The organism is Citrobacter sp. Igbk 17 (assembly GCF_028069775.1).
Classification (GTDB): Bacteria; Pseudomonadota; Gammaproteobacteria; order Enterobacterales; family Enterobacteriaceae; genus Citrobacter.
In genome coordinates this window covers 1-19,233 of the sequence record NZ_JANEWI010000048.1, presented here as the reverse complement: position 1 = coordinate 19,233, position 19,233 = coordinate 1, and the positions used below count along the sequence as shown (strand labels likewise).

General features: G+C 49.9%; 20 protein-coding genes, 1 tRNA gene and 1 riboswitch. Of the genes, 9 read left to right on the top strand and 12 right to left on the bottom strand.

The features are described from left to right. Positions 1-3: 3 nt before the first annotated feature. Genes csgE through csgG form a run of 3 tightly spaced genes read left to right on the top strand, consistent with a single transcriptional unit; the run spans position 4 to position 1,700 of the window. On the top strand, positions 4-402 hold the full coding sequence (gene csgE, locus NNO08_RS20780; RefSeq protein ID WP_271442620.1) for a curli production assembly/transport protein CsgE: 399 nt from the start codon (positions 4-6) through the stop codon (positions 400-402). Between the two features lie 25 nt (positions 403-427). Further along, positions 428-841 (top strand): curli production assembly/transport protein CsgF, encoded by a 414-nt coding sequence (csgF, locus tag NNO08_RS20775; RefSeq protein WP_005129126.1) that lies wholly within the window; start codon positions 428-430, stop codon positions 839-841. Positions 842-866: 25 nt separating this feature from the next. Next, positions 867-1,700, top strand: coding sequence for a curli production assembly/transport protein CsgG (csgG, locus tag NNO08_RS20770; RefSeq protein ID WP_005129128.1), 834 nt, complete (start codon positions 867-869; stop codon positions 1,698-1,700). 45 nt (positions 1,701-1,745) lie between these two features. Here the strand turns inward: csgG and NNO08_RS20765 are convergent, their stop codons facing one another. The 4 genes from NNO08_RS20765 to ghrA all read right to left on the bottom strand — a co-directional run bounded on the left by NNO08_RS20765 (position 1,746) and on the right by ghrA (position 4,700). Beyond that, complete coding sequence (locus NNO08_RS20765) at positions 1,746-2,228, bottom strand: DUF1097 domain-containing protein (protein WP_271450548.1); 483 nt, start codon at positions 2,226-2,228, stop codon at positions 1,746-1,748. Between the two features lie 101 nt (positions 2,229-2,329). Next, entirely contained in the window at positions 2,330-2,884 is a 555-nt protein-coding gene (locus NNO08_RS20760; protein WP_005129133.1) for a TorD/DmsD family molecular chaperone, read from the bottom strand. A 23-nt stretch (positions 2,885-2,907) separates the two neighbouring features. Continuing rightward, on the bottom strand, positions 2,908-3,645 hold the full coding sequence (locus tag NNO08_RS20755) for a phosphatase (RefSeq protein WP_271450547.1): 738 nt from the start codon (positions 3,643-3,645) through the stop codon (positions 2,908-2,910). A 116-nt stretch (positions 3,646-3,761) separates the two neighbouring features. Next, positions 3,762-4,700: a glyoxylate/hydroxypyruvate reductase GhrA gene (gene ghrA / locus NNO08_RS20750; protein WP_271457486.1), complete on the bottom strand. Its 939-nt coding sequence runs from the start codon at positions 4,698-4,700 to the stop codon at positions 3,762-3,764. Between the two features lie 236 nt (positions 4,701-4,936). Between ghrA and NNO08_RS20745 the strand changes: the two genes are divergently transcribed. Next, positions 4,937-5,024: transfer RNA gene (locus NNO08_RS20745), tRNA-Ser, on the top strand. Between the two features lie 651 nt (positions 5,025-5,675). Next, positions 5,676-6,575, top strand: a complete 900-nt coding sequence (yegS, locus tag NNO08_RS20740) for a lipid kinase YegS (protein WP_271442616.1) — start codon at positions 5,676-5,678, stop codon at positions 6,573-6,575. A gap of 21 nt (positions 6,576-6,596) precedes the next feature. Here yegS and fbaB read toward each other — a convergent pair whose 3' ends face one another. Further along, on the bottom strand, positions 6,597-7,649 hold the full coding sequence (gene fbaB / locus NNO08_RS20735; protein ID WP_271457485.1) for a class I fructose-bisphosphate aldolase: 1,053 nt from the start codon (positions 7,647-7,649) through the stop codon (positions 6,597-6,599). Between the two features lie 252 nt (positions 7,650-7,901). Between fbaB and NNO08_RS20730 the strand changes: the two genes are divergently transcribed. From NNO08_RS20730 to NNO08_RS20720, 3 genes are read left to right on the top strand one after another with little or no spacing between them, the layout of a single operon-like run. Further along, positions 7,902-9,179: a nucleoside permease gene (locus NNO08_RS20730; protein ID WP_271457484.1), complete on the top strand. Its 1,278-nt coding sequence runs from the start codon at positions 7,902-7,904 to the stop codon at positions 9,177-9,179. Then, positions 9,176-10,180: an ADP-ribosylglycohydrolase family protein gene (locus NNO08_RS20725; RefSeq protein ID WP_271457483.1), complete on the top strand. Its 1,005-nt coding sequence runs from the start codon at positions 9,176-9,178 to the stop codon at positions 10,178-10,180. The genes NNO08_RS20730 and NNO08_RS20725 overlap by 4 nt, the downstream gene beginning before the upstream one ends. After that, positions 10,177-11,142: a PfkB family carbohydrate kinase gene (locus NNO08_RS20720; RefSeq protein ID WP_271457482.1), complete on the top strand. Its 966-nt coding sequence runs from the start codon at positions 10,177-10,179 to the stop codon at positions 11,140-11,142. The genes NNO08_RS20725 and NNO08_RS20720 overlap by 4 nt, the downstream gene beginning before the upstream one ends. Here the strand turns inward: NNO08_RS20720 and NNO08_RS20715 are convergent. From NNO08_RS20715 to thiM, 3 genes are read right to left on the bottom strand one after another with little or no spacing between them, the layout of a single operon-like run. Further along, the gene (locus NNO08_RS20715; protein WP_271450541.1) at positions 11,116-11,862 is read right to left on the bottom strand and encodes a GntR family transcriptional regulator; all 747 of its coding nucleotides are present in this window, start codon (positions 11,860-11,862) and stop codon (positions 11,116-11,118) included. The two genes, NNO08_RS20720 and NNO08_RS20715, sit on opposite strands and share 27 nt — an antisense overlap. A 42-nt stretch (positions 11,863-11,904) precedes the next feature. Then, a complete protein-coding gene (gene thiD, locus NNO08_RS20710; protein WP_271457481.1) occupies positions 11,905-12,705 on the bottom strand; it encodes a bifunctional hydroxymethylpyrimidine kinase/phosphomethylpyrimidine kinase in 801 nt (266 codons plus the stop codon). Further along, positions 12,702-13,490, bottom strand: coding sequence for a hydroxyethylthiazole kinase (gene thiM, locus NNO08_RS20705; protein WP_271457480.1), 789 nt, complete (start codon positions 13,488-13,490; stop codon positions 12,702-12,704). The genes thiD and thiM overlap by 4 nt, the downstream gene beginning before the upstream one ends. A gap of 31 nt (positions 13,491-13,521) precedes the next feature. Next, a riboswitch (TPP riboswitch) is annotated at positions 13,522-13,617 on the bottom strand. A 235-nt stretch (positions 13,618-13,852) separates the two neighbouring features. Between thiM and NNO08_RS20700 the strand changes: the two genes are divergently transcribed. Then, positions 13,853-14,185, top strand: a complete 333-nt coding sequence (locus tag NNO08_RS20700; RefSeq protein WP_137382311.1) for an RcnB family protein — start codon at positions 13,853-13,855, stop codon at positions 14,183-14,185. Between the two features lie 56 nt (positions 14,186-14,241). On the opposite strand, the gene NNO08_RS20695 is transcribed toward NNO08_RS20700, so the two are convergent. From NNO08_RS20695 to NNO08_RS20680, 4 genes are all read right to left on the bottom strand, one after another. Next, complete coding sequence (locus NNO08_RS20695) at positions 14,242-15,207, bottom strand: fimbrial protein (protein WP_271457479.1); 966 nt, start codon at positions 15,205-15,207, stop codon at positions 14,242-14,244. 13 nt (positions 15,208-15,220) lie between these two features. Beyond that, positions 15,221-17,707, bottom strand: coding sequence for a fimbrial biogenesis outer membrane usher protein (locus tag NNO08_RS20690; RefSeq protein ID WP_271457478.1), 2,487 nt, complete (start codon positions 17,705-17,707; stop codon positions 15,221-15,223). Positions 17,708-17,721: 14 nt separating this feature from the next. Continuing rightward, the gene (locus tag NNO08_RS20685; protein WP_271457477.1) at positions 17,722-18,405 is read right to left on the bottom strand and encodes a fimbria/pilus periplasmic chaperone; all 684 of its coding nucleotides are present in this window, start codon (positions 18,403-18,405) and stop codon (positions 17,722-17,724) included. Between the two features lie 63 nt (positions 18,406-18,468). Then, on the bottom strand, positions 18,469-19,056 hold the full coding sequence (locus NNO08_RS20680; protein ID WP_271457476.1) for a fimbrial protein: 588 nt from the start codon (positions 19,054-19,056) through the stop codon (positions 18,469-18,471). Positions 19,057-19,233 lie beyond the last annotated feature (177 nt).

Sequence of the window (19,233 nt, the reverse complement as noted above, 5' to 3'; positions counted from 1 at the left end):
GCCATGAAACGCTATCTGACCTGGATTGTGGCAGCAAATTTATTCTTTGCTGTCGGGAATCTGCACGCGGCTACCAGCGTAGAGGTGGAGGTTCCCGGACTGTTAACTGATCACACTGTCTCTTCAATCGGGCATGATTTTTATCGTGCATTTAGTGACAAGTGGGAAAGTGAGTACACAGGAAATTTAACTATCAATGAAAGACCCAGTGCGCGTTGGGGAAGTTGGATCACCATAACGGTCAATCAGGACGTTATCTTCCAGACTTTTTTATTCCCCACGAAAAGAGACTTCGACAAAATTGTCGTCTTCGCATTGGCACAAACTGAGGAAGCATTAAATCGCCGGCAAATAGATCAAACACTATTAAGCACGAGCGATTTAGCGCGCGATGAATTCTAAAACATGATTTTGTCCGGAGGCTTTCATGCGTGTCAAACATGCAGTGGTTTTGCTCATGCTAATTTCACCATTAAGTTGGGCCGGAAACATGACGTTCCAGTTCCGAAACCCAAACTTTGGTGGCAACCCGAATAACGGGGCTTTTTTGTTGAACAGCGCTCAGGCGCAGAACTCCTATAAAGATCCGAGCTATAGCGATTACGGAATTGAAACACCGTCAGCGCTGGATAACTTTACTCAGGCGATTCAGTCACAAATTCTCGGCGGCCTGCTCACCAACATTAATACCGGTAAGCCGGGAAGAATGGTGACCAATGATTTTATCATTGATATCGCTAACCGGGACGGGCAGCTGCAATTGAATGTTACCGACAGGAAATCGGGAAAAACATCGACGATCGAAGTGTCGGGTTTACAAACACAGTCAACCGATTTCTAAGCCATAGCCACGAAAGGAAAAAATCATGCAGCGCTTACTTATAATGGTTGCAGTATTTTTACTCAGCGGATGCTTAACGTCCCCACCGCAAGAAGCCGCTAAACCGACATTAATGCCTCGCGCCCAAAGTTACAAAGACTTGACGCATCTCCCGATGCCTACGGGTAAAATCTTTGTATCGGTTTACAATATCCAGGATGAAACGGGTCAGTTTAAACCTTATCCGGCAAGTAACTTCTCCACTGCCGTACCGCAAAGTGCCACGGCAATGCTGGTTACCGCACTGAAAGATTCGCGTTGGTTCATCCCGCTGGAGCGTCAGGGATTACAGAACTTACTGAACGAACGGAAAATCATCCGTGCGGCACAGGAAAACGGCACGGTTGCCATTAACAACCGAATTCCGCTGCAATCATTAACCGCGGCTAACGTAATGGTTGAAGGTTCAATCATCGGCTATGAAAGCAACGTTAAATCAGGTGGTGTCGGCGCGCGTTATTTCGGTATTGGTGCAGATACGCAATACCAACTCGATCAGATTGCGGTAAACCTGCGTGTGGTTAACGTCAGTACCGGTGAGATCCTTTCTTCGGTAAACACCAGTAAAACCATCCTGTCTTATGAAGTGCAGGCAGGGGTATTCCGTTTCATTGACTACCAACGGCTTCTGGAAGGGGAAATTGGTTATACCTCTAACGAACCGGTCATGCTTTGCCTGATGTCAGCCATTGAAACTGGCGTTATCTTCCTGATAAATGACGGTATCGATCGCGGCTTGTGGGATTTGCAGGATAAGAAACAAGTTGATAACGACATTCTGGTCAAATACCGCCATATGTCGGTACCTCCAGAGTCCTGATAATAAACCGAGAGAAAAAAGCGTGAGGGAAGCCTCACGCTTTTTTTATTTACTGGTCAGTGTGGATGAAGCCGGGTTTTCGCGACGTGATGCCAGCCACAGCCCACTGTTTTTCATCGCATAACCAAACACCAAGCCCAGCCCCAGAGAAGGCAGAACCAACTGCCAGTCTCCCTGCCCTGCAAATGTTGCACATGCCCCCATAAATGTGCCCGGGACAAATGAAAGCAACCATTGCTTTGCCTGGATACACATCATAAATGCGACAATTCCCGTTATGACATAACCAAGGATGTCCATATGCGGAGCAAGTGCACTACCATTAATAATCACCAACGCCCACACCACGCCGCTTAGCAGCGTACACGCCGAGATCCACAGCCCTTTCAGTCCACCTTGCGGGCAGGCAAAATAAGCCGTACAGCCCAGGAAGCCAGCCCAACTGAGTAAACCAAGAGAAACGGCCACCCATCCCCAGAGTCCGGAGAGAATGCCCGTTGTGATTGCAATAGAGAGAAGTATGTTCATGCCGCGCATCTTAGCAGAAAAACGGCATAGTAATGAGATCGTGCACACAATTTATGCAAGATGATAAATTGTGTTGCAGTATATAGTGATCTAAATCACATTTATTCGTCGGTATCTTCCTGCAATTCGTCCCACATTGCGCTAATGGCATCGCGCGTCAGCGGTGCCATAGTTCGCCAGAAAGCGGTATTCGCATGCGCCTCAACTTTACCAAGGAACGTGTCGCACCAGGGAAGCAGGTAGTCAACAAACAAGGTTTCCAGTGCTTCACTCTCATCTTCTGCTGACTGGTCTTCAAGCCAGGATGCCGCCAGCAACAAGGTACCAATATGATCGGCTGGTGTATCCGCCAGCGGCATTCCACGTGCTGAAAGGAATGCACGAACATCTGCTTCCTTCGCCCCTTCTACCCAGGCGCTACGATAAGGCGGCACGGAACACTCTTTCCCGACAAACAGCGCGTTGTAATCTGCAGCAAGCTGGGGCATATCACAGCTTTTCTGCAAACGGGCCAACAGCTCATCCTGTTCGAGTGGCCAGTTAGCAGACAGTTTACCTTCGCTAATCAGGGTAAACAGGGGAACCAGTAAAGGGTCCTGCGGTTGGCGGTAAAACAGCGAGCCCAGTACACGGCACAGGATAGAAAACTCGTTCATTGATATATTCCAGTTAGTAACAATTAAAGTTCAGCAAATTCCGCGATAGGCTCCATGCCCCGCGATTCCAGAAACGTCAGCAAGCGTTTTGGTGAAACGTTCAGAATTCGGTCTTCCGGGAAGCCCACATCATCCAGAATCTTACGGCATTCACCGAACTCTCCCAACGTAAATGCGGTATGGGAATCTGAACCCAGGGCAACCCAGCCACCAGCGTCACGTACTGCAGCAGCGACAGCGCGACAGTTATCTTCACTGCCCTTACGCGAATGCAAAAATGAGGAATTATTGATTTCCAGTGCGACCTGATATTTTGCCGCCGCCTGTGCAATTGCGGTGATATCGACGGGATATTTGGGATTTCCTGGGTGGCTGATAATATGTACATTGCCACTCGCCATCGTGGCGATCATCGCCTGAGTATTGGTTTCTTTATCGTGAGGGGCAAAAACCGGCTCATGGAAGCCCGCAATAATCAAATCAAGTGAGTCAAACATCGGCCCTGAACAGTCGATCTCACCTTCAATATTCTTAATGTTTGCTTCTATCCCGCGCAGGATCCCCACGCCATTCACCACGCGCGGCCAAATACGCATGTTAATAAAATGCCAGTGGTGTGGCGCATCCGCCATGTCAGGTCCATGATCGGTGATGGCAAACAGTTTGATACCTTTGCGATGGGCTTCAGCGATATAATCACTCAAAGTGCTGTAAGCGTGGGTGCTGGCAACGGTATGCATATGCAGGTCAACGGGATACATAACTCTCTCCTGTAGTCGTTTTCCGTCAAGGATAGCAGGTATCGCCGCCTTTAATACCCTAAATAATTCGGGGTGTATTGAGTCGAAACCCGGCGCGGGCCGGGTTGATATTGATATCAATAGCCCCGAACGCGATCGACCTGACCGGTAACCGCTTTTCCACTTTCCAGGTTCAGGATGGTACGAGAGATATAATCCACCGCTTCCGCCGGGCGCGTTACCGCTGCAATGTGCGGCGTCATAGCCACACGCGGGTGTTTCCACAATGGGCTGTCTTCCGGTAGCGGTTCTCGGCTATAAACATCCAGCATCGCACCTTTCAGTTTTCCGCTATTCAACGATGCCAGAAGATCGTCTTCATTGAGATGAACGCCACGCGCCAGGTTAAGCACATAGGCGCCATCCTGTAATTGATTCAACAGCCCGGCATTAATAATGCCCACCGTTTCTGCCGTATTGGGCAGAAGATTAATCAGCACACGCGTCTGGCTTAAAAACGCACTCAACTCTTCGGTGCCTGCAAAACTTTCCACACCAGGCCAGGATTTATGAGTACGGCTCCAACAGCGTAACGGGAAGCCCCATGCCTGCAGACTCTCTGCCACTTTAGCCCCTAATACACCAGCGCCCATGATTCCGATGGTAAATTCATCACGGGTATACTCTTGCAACGGCTGCCACTTCGCCTGGGTTTTTAATGCCTGATAGTCATCAAAGCGGCGGAACCAGTGCAACACCTGACTCACCGCATACTCCTGCATTTGCAGACCCATACCGGTATCTTCCAGACGGAAAAGTGGAATCGAGGTATCCAGCATCTCCGGGTGCGCTTTTAGCTTACTGAGGATGGAGTCCACTCCGGCTCCTAATGCAAAGACGGCTTTCAATTTTCGTCCTGCCAGCATTTCAACCGGCGGATGCCAGACCAGCGCATAGTCGGCATGGGCGTTATCACCCGCTTTCCACTCGCGAACGTTAGCGCCAGGGATGGCTTTCGCCAGCGCCTTTAACCACCAGGCCGTATCAAATGTAGGGTGATAGAAAATTATTTCCATATTGTCTCCTGAATATTGTTATGCGGAACGTTCTCGCACTTATTATCATCATTTTCCGAGGGAATATCAGATTAGCAAATTTTAGGATGCTGGCAAAAAAAACAATTCCCGCTCATTTAAGCCCCATGTTGCTTGAAGTTTGTGTAAATGCACGTTTTTTTGAAAAAGTAGATTGACGCCGGGGCGGTATTTCCCCTACATTAGCGCCCGTTCCAGCAATACAGGAACAACAATATGGTGAGGTGTCCGAGTGGCTGAAGGAGCACGCCTGGAAAGTGTGTATACGGCAACGTATCGGGGGTTCGAATCCCCCCCTCACCGCCATATTCGAGGAAGAGCTCGTACGCAAGTACGGGCTTTTTTTTCGCATGTTGCACATCTCCGGGGGGATGAGAAACCCCCGACCGGGGTTCGACTACTGGCGCAGCCAGTTGGACAGACCGGGAGCGCAGCGAACGGGCTGCCCCAAAGGGGCGAGCGAAGCGAGTCAATCCCCCCCTCACCGCCATATTCGAGAAAGAGCTCGTACGAAAGTACGGGCTTTTTTTTCGCATGTTGCACATCTGCGGGGGGGATGAGAAACCCCCGACCGGGGTTCGACTACTGGCGCAGCCAGTTGGACAGACCGGGAGCGCAGCGAACGGGCTGCCCCAAAGGGGCGAGCGAAGCGAGTCAATCCCCCCCCCTCACCGCCATATTCAAGAAAGAGCTCGTACGAAAGTACGGGCTCTTTTTTCGCATGCACATCTGCGAGGGGGATGAGAAACCCCCGACCGGGTTCGACTACTGGCGCAGCCAGTTGGACAGACCGGGAGCGCAGCGAACGGGCTGCCCCAAAGGGGCGAGCGAAGCGAGTCAATCCCCCCCCATATCTCCCTCAGAACCCGTCTATGGGTCTTCGCTTTCAGTCAGTTCCTACGCCATAAACGCATTCCTGACATACACTAGTTAAAACGATAAAAGTGAGGTAACAGGATGATAGCATTCCCGGCCAGCTTACTGATCCTGAATGGGAAAAGTGCTGATAACCTTCCCCTGCGTGACGCTATTGCTCAACTGCGCAACGAAAGTGTCGAAATCCATGTTCGCGTGACCTGGGAAAAAGGTGACGCGCAACGTTACGTTGATGAAGCGCTACGATTGGGCGTGGCAACGGTGATTGCCGGCGGTGGTGACGGTACCATCAACGAAGTATCCACAGCGCTGATCCACTGCCAGGGGGAGAATGTTCCCGCACTCGGGATTTTGCCATTGGGAACGGCAAATGATTTTGCTACCAGCGTTGGCATTCCTGAAGCGCTGGACAAGGCATTAAAGCTGGCTATTGCCGGGAACTCGGTAGAGATTGATATGGCGCAGGTCAACGATAAAACCTGCTTTATCAATATGGCGACCGGAGGGTTCGGTACGCGGATCACCAGCGAAACACCGGAGAAACTCAAAGCCGCCCTGGGCGGTGTGTCGTACTTTATTCACGGGTTAATGCGCATGGATACGCTGAAGCCAGACAGTTGCGACATTCGCGGCGAAAACTTTCACTGGCAGGGGGATGCGCTGGTGATTGGTATTGGCAACGGGCGTCAGGCCGGTGGCGGACAGCAACTTTGCCCAACCGCGCTCATTAACGACGGTCTGCTGCAACTGCGAATCTTTACCGGTGAGGAGCTGATTCCGGCACTGCTATCGGCGATAACTCAGTCCGAAGACAATCCGAATATCATCGATGGCGCATCATCATGGTTTGATATCCGTGCGCCACATGAAATTACCTTCAATCTGGATGGTGAACCGCTCAGCGGGCAAGAGTTTCATGTTGAAATCCTGCCCGCAGCCCTGCGTTGCAGGCTACCGCCGGGTTGCCCATTATTGCGCTAATCCGACGGTACTCTACTGACATCAGGCAATCGTGACTTTGTTATCCAGATAAACATCCTGCACGGCGTTAATCAGCTTCACGCCGTCAGCCATGGTTTTCTTGAACGCTTTACGTCCAAGAATTAACCCCATACCACCGGCTCGTTTATTAATCACCGCTGTACGCACCGCATCGCTGAGATCGGTTTCTCCACCAGCCGCACCCCCGGAGTTAATGAGTCCGGCGCGTCCCATATAGCAGTTCGCCAGTTGATAACGCACCAGATCAATCGGGTTATCACTGGTCAGCTTGCTATAGACACGATCATCGGTGTAGCCGAAGTTAACCGCTTTATACCCGCCGTTATTCTCTGCCATTTTCTGTTTAACGATATCCGCGCCGATAGTCGCCGCCAGATGGTTTGCCTGCCCGGTCAAATCAGCCGAAACATGATAATCCACACCGTCTTTCTTAAACGCAGAGTTGCGCAAATAGGCCCAAAGTACCGTCACCATGCCCAACTCATGGGCACGTTCAAAGGCCGCAGAAATCTCTTCAATCTGGCGGCGAGACTCCTCAGAAGCGAAATAAATGGTTGCCCCCACCGCGACCGCGCCCATATTGAACGCTTGCTCCACGCTGGCATACAGCGTCTGGTCAAAGGTATTCGGGTAGCTGAGCGTTTCGTTATGGTTAATTTTCACAAGGAATGGAATGCGATGTGCATAACGACGCGAAACAGACGCCAGCACGCCATAGGTTGACGCGACGCAGTTGCAGCCCGCTTCAATTGCCAGCTCAACAATATTTTTGGGATCAAAATACAGCGGGTTTGCGGCAAACGATGCCCCAGCAGAATGTTCCACCCCCTGGTCTACAGGCAGAATCGACAAATAACCGGTCCCGGCGAGCCGTCCGGTGTTGTACAGCGTCTGCATATTACGCAGCACGGCGGGTGGACGGTTATTGTCAACCATCACGCGGTCGACGTAATCATGTCCTGGCAGGTAAAGTTGGTCAGAAGGAATGGTCATACAACGATGCTGTAAAAGGTTGTCGGCATCTTTGCCAAGCAACTGCGCAATATCAGTCATAGCTATGCTCCCGTAAGTTCCGATTTGATATCGGAAGTGGATTGTCCTGACCCGCCTGGTTGCGGGCAGCAATAAGCCTGGTACTGACTGCGTATTTTTTCCATCTTTAGCGCACTTTTCAGCGATTTCCGCTGGCTCGATTCAGGCATCAAAAAATGATACAGCGGTCAAATTCAGAGCATAAAGGTATTTAAAAGGTATTATCAGGTGGTACTATCCAGCCGTACCTTACCTGTCATGAAGGATTTAAAGATGAAAACTACAGTTAAGCTGTCGTTCATGATGTTTGTGGAGTGGTTTATCTGGGGCGCCTGGTTTGTGCCACTTTGGCTCTGGCTGAGTAAAAGCGGCTTTACTGCCGGTGAAATTGGCTGGTCTTATGCCTGTACCGCCATTGCCGCGATCCTCTCACCGATCTTCGTCGGTTCGATCACTGACCGCTTTTTCTCTGCGCAAAAAGTACTGGCAGTGCTGATGTTTGTCGGCGCGATTTTGATGTATTTTGCCGCGCAGCAGACGACGTTTGGCGGATTCTTTCCGCTATTGCTGGCGTATTCGTTGACCTATATGCCGACGATTGCGCTGACCAACAGTATCGCTTTTGCCAACGTACCGGACGTTGAGCGTGATTTCCCACGCATCCGCGTGATGGGGACGATTGGCTGGATCGCCTCTGGTTTAGCCTGCGGTTTCTTACCGCAAATGCTGGGCTATAGCGATATCTCACCGACTAATATTCCCTTGCTGATCACAGCCGGAAGCTCCGCGCTGTTGGGCGTCTTTGCGTTCTTCTTACCGGATACGCCGCCAAAAAGTACCGGCAAAATGGATTTCAAAGTCATGCTGGGTCTGGATGCGCTGATCCTGCTGCGTGATAAGAACTTCCTGGTCTTTTTCTTCTGCTCTTTTCTGTTTGCCATGCCGCTGGCGTTCTATTACATCTTCGCCAACGGCTACCTGACAGAAGTTGGGATGAAAAATGCGACCGGCTGGATGACGCTGGGTCAGTTCTCTGAAATTTTCTTTATGCTGGCACTGCCGTTCTTCACCAAACGCTTTGGCATTAAAAAGGTATTGTTGCTTGGTCTTATCACTGCCGCGATCCGTTACGGATTTTTTGTTTACGGCGGCGCGGAAGAATATTTCACCTACGCCCTGCTATTTCTCGGCATTCTGCTACATGGCGTTAGCTACGATTTCTACTACGTTACGGCCTACATCTATGTCGATAAAAAAGCGCCTGTGCACATGCGCACCGCGGCGCAGGGGTTAATCACTCTCTGCTGTCAGGGATTCGGCAGCCTGCTCGGCTACCGCCTGGGTGGGGTGATGATGGAAAAAATGTTTGCTTATAAAGAGCCGGTTGATGGCCTCACCTTTAACTGGGCTGGCATGTGGGGATTTGGCGCGATCATGATCGCCGTTATCGCCGTGCTGTTTATGATTTTCTTTCGCGAGTCAGACAAAGAAATCACCGCCATTAAGGTGGACGACCGCGATATCGCATTGCAACAAGGGGAAGTTAAATGAAAGCAGAACGTATTCTCGGTGCTCTTTATGGGCAGGCGTTAGGGGATGCGATGGGTATGCCGTCGGAACTGTGGCCAAGAACCCGCGTTAAGGCACACTTTGGTTGGATCGACCGCTTTTTACCGGGCCCTGAAGAAAATAATGCAGCGTGTTACTTTAATCAGGCTGAGTTTACTGATGACACCTCCATGGCACTGTGTCTGGCTGATGCTCTGTTAGAGAGCGATGGAGAAATTGTTCCGGACGTTATTGGCCGCAATATCCTCGCCTGGGCTGAGCGTTTTGATGCTTTCAATAAAAACGTGCTGGGGCCCACCTCAAAGATTGCACTCAACGCCATCCGCGACGGTAAGTCTGTTGCTGAGCTGGAAAACAACGGTGTCACCAATGGGGCGGCTATGCGTGTGTCGCCGTTGGGATGCCTGCTACCGACAGGGAATCTTGATGCGTTTATTGACGACATCGCGCTGGCCTCTAGTCCGACACATAAGTCGGATTTAGCGATTGCGGGCGCGGTGGTCATCGCCTGGGCGGTGTCTCGTGCTATCGACGCAAGGACATGGCCTGAGATTGTCGGGGCACTTCCCGCGATTGCCCTCCACGCTCAGCAAAAACGGATCACTACGTTTAGCGCATCGCTTGCAGCCCGCCTCGAACTGGCATTGAAAATCGTTCGCGAGGCCAACGGTGCGGAATCTGCCAGCGAGCAGCTGTATCAGGTGATTGGCGCCGGGACCAGCACCATCGAATCCGTGCCCTGCGCCATCGCGATGGTCGAACTGGCACAAACCGATCCTAACCGCTGTGCAGTACTGTGTGCGAACCTCGGCGGCGACACTGACACCATCGGGGCAATGGCAACCGCTATTTGTGGTGCGCTACACGGCGTAAGCGCGATTAATCCGACGTTAAAACAGGAACTGGATGCGGTGAATAAGCTCGATTTCACCCGCTATGCCAGTGCGCTAGTGCGACTGCGCGAGCAACGGGAGGCGCTATGAGTGCTACGCGTCTGCAAATGCTTCTCCCACAGTTGCACAGCCAGCAACCGGTAACGGTAGTCGGTGCGGCGGTTATTGATGTGATTGCCGATGCGTATGCACTTCCCTGGCGCGGCTGTGATATTGAGCTTAAGCAGCAGGGCGTGAACGTGGGCGGTTGTGCGCTCAACATTGCCGTCGCTCTGAAGCGTCTGGGCATCGAGGCCAGTAATGCTTTACCGCTGGGTCAGGGCGTGTGGGCCGATATAATCCGCAACCGTATGGCGAAAGAAGGATTGCACAGCCTGATCGACAATGCTGAGGGCGATAACGGCTGGTGTCTGGCACTGGTCGAGCCGGACGGTGAACGCACATTTATGTCATTTAGCGGCGTCGAAAATCAGTGGAATGCTGACTGGCTGGCACAGCTGAATATCCCGCACGAGAGTTACGTCTACCTTTCCGGCTATCAGTTGGCCTCACCCTGTGGTGAATTGCTGGTACGGTGGCTGGAGAGTCTTACGACGGCTACACCATTCATCGATTTTGGTCCGCGAATTGGTGATATTCCCGATGCTCTGATGGCGCGGATCATGGCCTGTCGTCCGCTGGTGTCACTTAATCGTCAGGAGGCAGAAATTGCCGCCGAGCGGTTTGCATTGAGTCAGGATGTGGAAGGTTTTGGCACAGAATGGGTGCAGCGTTTCACCGCACCGGTAGTAGTACGTCACGATAAAGACGGCGCGTGGTATTTCAGCGCTCAGACATCCGGTTGCGTGCCCGCCTTTCCGACCTCAGTCGTTGATACCATCGGTGCGGGAGACAGTCACGCAGGCGGTATGCTGGCTGGGCTGGCATCGGGCTGGTCGCTGGGCGATGCCGTCCTGCTTGGCAATGCGGTAGCATCCTGGGTGGTGGGTCACCGCGGCGGCGACTGCGCCCCCTCACGCGAGGCGTTACTCCTCGCACACAAAGACGTATAGGTCGCTTCGACAGTAACTGATACTGTATTCAATAGGCCGTTGCTGCTGATCAAGCGCTACCTGCTTGATCACCAGTACCGGCACTTTGCTGTCCATCTGAATATGTGACTGGAACTCTGCGTCCGGCATCCGCGCACTGACGCGTGAGCGTGTACGCTGTGGAAAGATATGCTGGCTGCGTAAATACTCGTACAGTGAAACGCCAATGGCATCCACGTCATGGATAAGATGGGCGGGTACCCATGATTCTTCAATAGACACAGCATCTTCATCAACATAGCGAATGCGCTTAAGCAGGAAGACCTCACTGCCGACAGCAATGGCCAACTGCTGAGCCACCTCTTCCGGGCAGGGCACCACGCGTTTATTCACCCACAGCGTATCCGGCTTTTTACCGCGCAACACCACCTGTTGTGAAAAACCGCGCGCTTCTTTGAGCGAATACTCGAAGATGTTATTGATTTGCGTCCCGTAGCCACGCGCACGCGTCACCACCCCCTCTTCTTCCAGCGCCTGCATCGCTTTTCGCACCGTAATGCGTGAAACGCCAGTCAACTGGCTGAGGTCGCGCTCGCCAGGCAGGATATTACCATGCTCCAGGATCCCACTGCGCACAGCGTTCTTAACCGTTTGAGCGAATTTCATATACAGCGGCGTGTTGTCCGCCGCTGAAATACGTTCATTCAGTTGCGCGATAAGCTGGGTATGCGCTTGTTCCATTTATCTTTTTCCTGGCAGCCGTTTCTGCAGCCAGTATACCCATTACCACCACGCGTGGAAATGATGGACCGGACCGATTCCTTCGCCAACTTCCAGCGTGTCGGCCTGCGCCAGCGCCGCAGAGAGCCACGACTTAGCTTCCTGTACCGTATCAGCCCAGTTAACATGACGTGGACGCAGCGCCGCCAGCGCCGCCGACAGCGTACAACCTGTTCCGTGCGTATTTTTGGTTGCCACTCTTGGCGCGGTGAAGCGCTGTTCGCCATCACGGGTAAAGAGCCAGTCAGGGCTTTGCTCATCATCCAGATGCCCCCCTTTCATTAATACCGCCTCACAGCCCAGCGCACGCAGCGCACGCCCCTGTTCTAACATTTCCTGCTCCGTTCGGGCATGCGATGCACCGAGCAACGCCGCCGCCTCCGGCAGATTAGGGGTAATAATCGACACTTGCGGTAACAGACGGGTACGCAGCGTTTCAACCGCAGAGGAAGACAACAGCGGATCGCCGCTTTTTGCCAGCATTACCGTATCCAGTACGACGTTTTGTACCCGGTGACGCTGTAAACGTTCGGCAACGGCTTCGACAATATCGGTTTCTGCCAGCATGCCGATTTTGGTGGTATCGATGCGCACATCGCTGAACACAGAGTCCAGTTGCGCCGCCACAAAATCGGGTTCAATCCGGTATACCGACTGTACTCCGCGCGTATTTTGCGCCACCAGTGCCGTGATGACTGAACAGCCATAAGCGCCGAGTGCCGAAAATGTTTTTAAGTCGGCCTGAATTCCTGCGCCACCGCTCGGATCGGTTCCGGCAATGGTTAAGGCGTTAATCCGTTTCATGCGTGCTCCTGGGGGTTCAGATTATAGAGGGCGTCGAGAAATGCCGGGACAAAACTGCCCGGTCCGGTCGATTGTTGCGTGGCAATTTGTCCGGCCTGTTTCATCCAGCTACAGGCGGAAGCGACGTTATCAAGCCGGTCACCGGGCAGTGCGCAACTGGCGGCGACTACCGCTGACAGTGCGCATCCGGTGCCCACTACCCGCGTCATCAGCGGATCGCCACCATGAATACCCACCGTCCGCTGACCATCAGTGACATAATCCACTTCCCCGGTAACCGCGACGATGGCTCCGACCTGACGAGCCAGCGCCTTCGCTGCGGGAAGCGCAGCCAATGCGGTGTCGGTGGTATCCACCCCACGCCCACCGGCGTTCATCCCAGCCAGGGCGAGTATTTCTGACGCGTTGCCACGAATCGCAGCCGGGCGCAGCGCAAGTATGTCCAGACAAAAGCGACGACGAAAATCCAGTGCGCCAACGGCAACAGGATCCAGCGTCCAGGGGGTTTTCGCCTGCTGCGCCTGCTCAACGGCGGCACGCATTGCCGTTGCTCGCGCCTGAGTCAGTGTCCCAACATTAATGAGTAGCGCCTGGGCAATAGCTGCAAACTGGCTGGCTTCCTCAGGTTCAATCACCATCGCAGGGGATGCCCCTAAAGCCAGTAGCGTATTGGCGGTAAAACTCTGCACAACGTCATTAGTCATACAGTGTGTCAGTGGGGAAAGCGTTCTAAATTGCTGTAAGGTGTGAGCCGCAAGGGTACGGCTGTGCAGGTCAGGCTGCATGGTTCAACTCCTGCCCGCGTGAAGAAGGGACACGAGCAGTGTCAGACTTCCCTACGCTGGCATTATCCAGATCAGGTGGTACGGGTATTTCTCAGCCTTCACCAGAAGGGCACCCCGAGTCGTTGAAACACAAATATGATATTCAGGTTTCGGCAACAGGATACTGCCTGCGATTAACGATGTAAATTGGTGCGGAACAGGCTTTGGCGGTGAAACCGCTGGGTCACGGTTGCCGGATTTCTGCACTTTCATTTACACTTTTTACGAAATGACTGGAGTAATCACAAAATAGTGCTTGTCAGATGTCCTGTTAGCCAGGAATCATACAGGGCTAATTTTGATGACCCGAACAGGTAGAGAGGATGGGTATGAAGAAGAAAATGTTGCTGGGTGCACTACTGCTCGCAAGCAGTGCGGTCTGGGCCGCGCCGGCTGCAACCGCAGCCCCCACAGGTATTGATAAATATGAGTTGAGCAGTTTCATTGCCGACTTTACCCATTTCAAGCCCGGTGACAAGGTTCCACCACTGTATCTCACCGAAGAATACACCATTAAGCAATGGAATCTGCGCAACCTGCCCGCACCAACGGCAGGCACCCACTGGACCTATATGGGCGGCGCGTATGTGCTGGTCAACGATGCCGATGCTAAGATCATTAAAGCCTACGACGGCGAGATTTTTTATCACCGGTAAAAAAAACGCACCCAGTATGTTATTGGGTGCGTAAGCTTCATGCCGAACTTCTCTTTTTAGTTGTAATCTACAACGACTTTTACCCGACTCATTGTCTCCCCAGCGGTGACTTTGCCTGCATACGTTCTGGTACGAGCATAGATATTAATCGGCACTATATTCCCTGTCACAGCATCAGATTGATACAGGTTACTCCTGCCATACCCAATACTGGTCGAACCATTCATTGATAACTGAAATCCTACCGACCCTGCGCTATTTGCCGCTGTACCGTAGTCATTGGTCAGGGTCATCGAATCCTCCGCCAACGGACTCATCGGTTCAAAGTAAAATAACAGATTATCAGGTGTAAATTTTAGACTCCCGGCACCACTGGCCTGGCAGGTGAATTTTACCGGATGAAGTTCAAATGCTTTCTTATCCAGATCATTAATATTTATCACCCCCAGATCAATTTCCTGATTACCAAAATAGCAGGTTGTGATATCGACCATAATCGTGACATTTAGATTATAATTGAATTTTTTAAAACTACAGTTTTTCTCATTTCCCTGACAGTACTCAAGATTCAGCTCAGTAACGAGGGGGATCGTTGCACCAGGGGCGATAATCGTTGCCGCCCCAGGGTCTGATGCCTCAACAATGGAATAATTCAGTGCTAATCCTGCCATATTAAAAAAATCTGATAACGTATATTCTGCTTTATTTGCAACAGTACCTTTTTCCTCGTAACTAACGGAGAAAGAAACAATATAATATTTACTGCCGACCTTAAAAGCATATTTATTGCTATGCAGGAAGGCCATTGCCGCCTTCAACCATACTTGTTCCTGTGCACTACATTTCAGTACAGCAGCACCATCCAGGCCAGAAGCAAAAATACCACCAGTAAGCGTACCGGACATTGCATCGGGAGTGAAAGAATATGCGCCCATAATATTTTCTGAGGGAACAGAATTACATTTATCTGCCTGCGCCGCAAACGAGCAGAATGTTAATAGTGTTAAGAGTAACCATCTCATCATCATTATCCTTTTACTGGCAAGCGTATGTCTTACTTACATCAATTCCCTTACTGAAAGAGATTGTGCAGTAACGTCCTTGTTGTTTATCAATGGCAACTTTGATTTTTGCAGGTACATCATTGGTACGAATAAACAACATACTGCCCTGCCCAACCAGGCCAATATTTTCGCCCTGCTCGCTTTCCACTTCATAACCAAAGGTTAATGGGGAACCATCCGGACGCAGTGCTTTAAAATACCAAGGTTTGCGTTGGTCTGTATCAAAGCGTGCCTTGACCACAGCTCCGCGGTATGGCGCAACACTTTTACGGTTACCTTGTAACTCTGTTTCACTGTGCGAATTAGACACATCCAGGGTCAGCATATTCTCGCGATACGGTGTCATGCCATCATATACCACGGTGCCTTTGCTGTTTGTTACCCGATATTTTTGTCCATTGATATATGCGCCTTCAAGTCCAGGGGCCTCCACTATCGCAATAGTATCCGAGAGTGTATTTGCCAGATTAATCCCTCCAGACCACGCCACAATCCCGCCAGACAGGCTTCCGCTGCTCTGTTTATATTTTGACGATTGGCTATAACTCCCATTGACCGTTGCCACTGGTGCTCGCCATGTCAGATTTGCTCCGGCCGTTGTCTCGCTATCCTGGCGCTGGTGACTCAGGTTGACGCCATAATTGAATTGATCGCGATCGCCCGCTATACCAGTGATACCCGTATTATTTGACGCAAAACCATCATCATCAAACGTGGTCGAATTTGATAGATACATTTGTCGCCGTGGAGCAGATATACCATCTCCCCAATTAAACGGTATGGAAATAAAGATGTTGAAACGTTTATCTTCGTTATGATATTCATCATAAGTCTGGCTGGCCGACAGTGTATAGCTAATACGCTGCCAGCTATTGGTATAGCTCAACTGATAGTCTTTACTGTTACCGCTACGTCCCCAGTAATCTCGCCATAACGTGCTTAGCGATACGGATCCCCAGCCATCCGGTAGCGATTGATTAATATTGGCTGAGAAACTATTTTTGCGGCCAAAATCATACTGGTAATAATCAGCAATATCGTAGACATCATTTTCATCACGATGATACGAGTTTTTATTATTCGCCCAAACGTGATCGTTAAATGTACGATAATCACGGGACGAATAACGATATGCCGCTAAACCAAAACGTGTTCCGGTTTGCGTGAGAAATTTACTCCATGCAAGCTGGTAGCTCTGACCATCAAAGACATCGCCATTATCCTGTTTACTATGGGACTGGGTGGCATCGAATGAAACCGCGCCGATACGCGTATTCCAGCCGGTTCCCAGCGTAAAGGCGTTGTAGTTATCCCCTAGCATTGTGCCGCCATACAGCGTTAAAAGATTATTAAAACCATATTGATAGCTGGCCTGAACAAAGTCACTTTGGTTACTGGCGCCTTCAATATGGCTACGACCGGCAGCAAAATCATACTTTGATACTCCGGGCTGAAGCATATTGGGAACCGAAGAATAGGGAACCAGATAGGTTGTGACACTGCCATCCGCTTCTTTCACGCTAACGTCAAGGTCAGCACCGCCACCAGCCAGTTGCAAATCAGCAATGGAGAATGGCCCCGGCGGGACCTGTTTTTGATACACCACGAAACCATTTTGCTCGATAGTGACCAACGCGTTACTTTGCGCAATCCCCTGCACCAACGGCGTAAAATTCTGTTTGGAGTTTGGCAACATCTGCATATCACGGTACAGACGCACTCCGCGAAAGCGAACGGTGTCAAAAATATCTGATGATGTGTACATATCACCCGCCCGTAGCGTACCCAAAATCTCCGGGATCCCACGCTCCAGATACAGAGTATTACTTTTCCACTCACCACTACTGTCATCCGTTTTATTGTAACTGGCATCAGAGTGCAGTTGCCAACCCAGCAAATTTAACCCGCTGTTAAAGCGAACGAAGGTATTCTTACTGGTACCGGAGTTTTTATAATCGCTATAATATTGGCTCGCATAATAGGATGTATACAACGCGCTAATTCCGCGATCCCAGTTTTCTGGCTCAACGTAACCGTGTTCCAGTTCGTTGACAAAAGCCTGTGGTACGTTGAGATCAAGACGAAATCGACTCATATCAAATGTTGACGTCCCGCCCTGCAATGCCGCTTTTAGCGGGACACACTGCGCATCTTTATCAGCGTTAATCCCTTCAGACTTAATACCCAAACGGTGAACGAGATCCCAGCTTAAGCAGGTCTCATCAGGTTCATCCTTCACATTCAGCTCATACTTACCACGCCATTGATTGTTTAGATAAAGATCTAAATCATAGGTACCCGGCAACGGTTTTTCACCGTCGAAACTGAAATTACTAATTTTTTCTCCCTTCAATCCACCCATCATAAAATGGGTATCAAAGGTTTCCTCTTCAGCAAATAACTGACCTGAAAACAGCAACAAAAAGATCGCAGAAGCAAGTGGAGTTATCCTTAACATAGCCACACCTCATATTATTTAACGCTGACCGTATCGCTAACGTAATTCCCACGATCATCAATAATGGTGACAACATATTGACTGCTACCATTGTTTCTCAACTGGAGTATCTGGCTGGACAACGGTGGCAATAAAATTGTTTTACCATTTAGTTGTACTTTATTTGCCTCAATTTTTGGCACTGTAATCCAGTTAGCCGTAGCGTTTTGTAAATTTAAACCACGACTATTGCGAGAAAAGGTTAATTTTTTAATACTGTTTTGCGTAACAGCCTCAACGCCTTTTGGCCGATACAGCATTTTCAACCTGTTTTGCATGGCAAATTTAAGTGTGTTTTTCCCATCTTGATCTTTTGAATTGGGTGGAATATCCAGCACATTAAAATAAAAAATACTTTCTTTGTTATCTGGTAACGCATTAGCCATTTTCTTTATTTTTATTTGCTGACCTGAATTGCCTTTAACACGAACAACGGGTGGTGAAAGCAAAAATGGTACGTTAATCTTTTCTGGCGGTAATGACGTGTCTCCATCATCAATCCAGCTTTGCACCAGAGATGGTCTACTACTCTGGTTCATTAACTGAACGACAATTTCTTTTTTCTCCGCCGGATAAATAACGCGGGTGCCATAAATCACGATATCGGCGTGTGCTGGGAGCGTCAGCGCTATCAGGGCTGCAAGTAAAATCCGTTTCATAATACACTACCTTAGTGATAGCGCTATATTGCCGGTGACGCCCGGCAATATAGCCATTGAGAATTAATCTGTTTCGACAGTAAATTTAATAGTAGATTTTACTTCGCCCGCTTTAACATCCTGAGCCAGACGAGCCCATTGCGCATCAAATTTTAACGTGTATTTAATGCCGTCAGCGCCATTATCTTCACCTTTCAACTGGCTAACATCTACAATTTTGTTGTTTGAATCAATAGTTACCGAGGTCGACTCACTGTTATGAAAATCAACAGAGAAACCAACGCCAGTGGCATCCCCATCATCATCTTGTAACAATGTTGGGTATGTACCAGAAAAATTTGTTGGGTCAAAAATAATGGTTTTTAACGCAACAGAAGATGGACAGATAATTTCAATTAAATCAGTGTCATTATTCCATTTAGTAGGATTGACTTCACCAACATCAATCTTATAGACGTCGGAAGTTGATATCGTATTCATGTCGATAATTGCAGAACTTCCGCTTTCTGAACTGAAATGACATGAAGAACCTTGTACAGTTGCTTTAATAATCAACTGCCCATCTTCAGTGATAACGTTACCGTCTGCTGCATGCACTACTCCGGCGAATAAGAATGGAACCAATGCCGAAAAAACAATCGATCTTTTCATATGTCATTCCTTATGAATTTTGAAAAACATCCATTTAACAATCTCGAAATCAAAGTGTCACGAGAGTAACTTTGACGCAATGTGAAATAATATTTTATTTGATTTAACGCAAATTTCATTAGGCATTATTTATGTCATTAGATAATACTAATTTATAAATTCACAATAATAATAAAT

What these genes read in the sequence shown, in the direction of transcription:
- csgE (WP_271442620.1), top strand. Translation starts at nt 4, where the DNA reads ATGAAACGCTATCTGACCTGGATTGTGGCAGCAAATTTATTCTTTGCT.
- csgF (WP_005129126.1), top strand. Translation starts at nt 428, where the DNA reads ATGCGTGTCAAACATGCAGTGGTTTTGCTCATGCTAATTTCACCATTA.
- csgG (WP_005129128.1), top strand. Translation starts at nt 867, where the DNA reads ATGCAGCGCTTACTTATAATGGTTGCAGTATTTTTACTCAGCGGATGC.
- NNO08_RS20765 (WP_271450548.1), bottom strand. Translation starts at nt 2,228, where the DNA reads ATGAACATACTTCTCTCTATTGCAATCACAACGGGCATTCTCTCCGGA.
- NNO08_RS20760 (WP_005129133.1), bottom strand. Translation starts at nt 2,884, where the DNA reads ATGAACGAGTTTTCTATCCTGTGCCGTGTACTGGGCTCGCTGTTTTAC.
- NNO08_RS20755 (WP_271450547.1), bottom strand. Translation starts at nt 3,645, where the DNA reads ATGTATCCCGTTGACCTGCATATGCATACCGTTGCCAGCACCCACGCT.
- ghrA (WP_271457486.1), bottom strand. Translation starts at nt 4,700, where the DNA reads ATGGAAATAATTTTCTATCACCCTACATTTGATACGGCCTGGTGGTTA.
- yegS (WP_271442616.1), top strand. Translation starts at nt 5,676, where the DNA reads ATGATAGCATTCCCGGCCAGCTTACTGATCCTGAATGGGAAAAGTGCT.
- fbaB (WP_271457485.1), bottom strand. Translation starts at nt 7,649, where the DNA reads ATGACTGATATTGCGCAGTTGCTTGGCAAAGATGCCGACAACCTTTTA.
- NNO08_RS20730 (WP_271457484.1), top strand. Translation starts at nt 7,902, where the DNA reads ATGAAAACTACAGTTAAGCTGTCGTTCATGATGTTTGTGGAGTGGTTT.
- NNO08_RS20725 (WP_271457483.1), top strand. Translation starts at nt 9,176, where the DNA reads ATGAAAGCAGAACGTATTCTCGGTGCTCTTTATGGGCAGGCGTTAGGG.
- NNO08_RS20720 (WP_271457482.1), top strand. Translation starts at nt 10,177, where the DNA reads ATGAGTGCTACGCGTCTGCAAATGCTTCTCCCACAGTTGCACAGCCAG.
- NNO08_RS20715 (WP_271450541.1), bottom strand. Translation starts at nt 11,862, where the DNA reads ATGGAACAAGCGCATACCCAGCTTATCGCGCAACTGAATGAACGTATT.
- thiD (WP_271457481.1), bottom strand. Translation starts at nt 12,705, where the DNA reads ATGAAACGGATTAACGCCTTAACCATTGCCGGAACCGATCCGAGCGGT.
- thiM (WP_271457480.1), bottom strand. Translation starts at nt 13,490, where the DNA reads ATGCAGCCTGACCTGCACAGCCGTACCCTTGCGGCTCACACCTTACAG.
- NNO08_RS20700 (WP_137382311.1), top strand. Translation starts at nt 13,853, where the DNA reads ATGGGTATGAAGAAGAAAATGTTGCTGGGTGCACTACTGCTCGCAAGC.
- NNO08_RS20695 (WP_271457479.1), bottom strand. Translation starts at nt 15,207, where the DNA reads ATGAGATGGTTACTCTTAACACTATTAACATTCTGCTCGTTTGCGGCG.
- NNO08_RS20690 (WP_271457478.1), bottom strand. Translation starts at nt 17,707, where the DNA reads ATGTTAAGGATAACTCCACTTGCTTCTGCGATCTTTTTGTTGCTGTTT.
- NNO08_RS20685 (WP_271457477.1), bottom strand. Translation starts at nt 18,405, where the DNA reads ATGAAACGGATTTTACTTGCAGCCCTGATAGCGCTGACGCTCCCAGCA.
- NNO08_RS20680 (WP_271457476.1), bottom strand. Translation starts at nt 19,056, where the DNA reads ATGAAAAGATCGATTGTTTTTTCGGCATTGGTTCCATTCTTATTCGCC.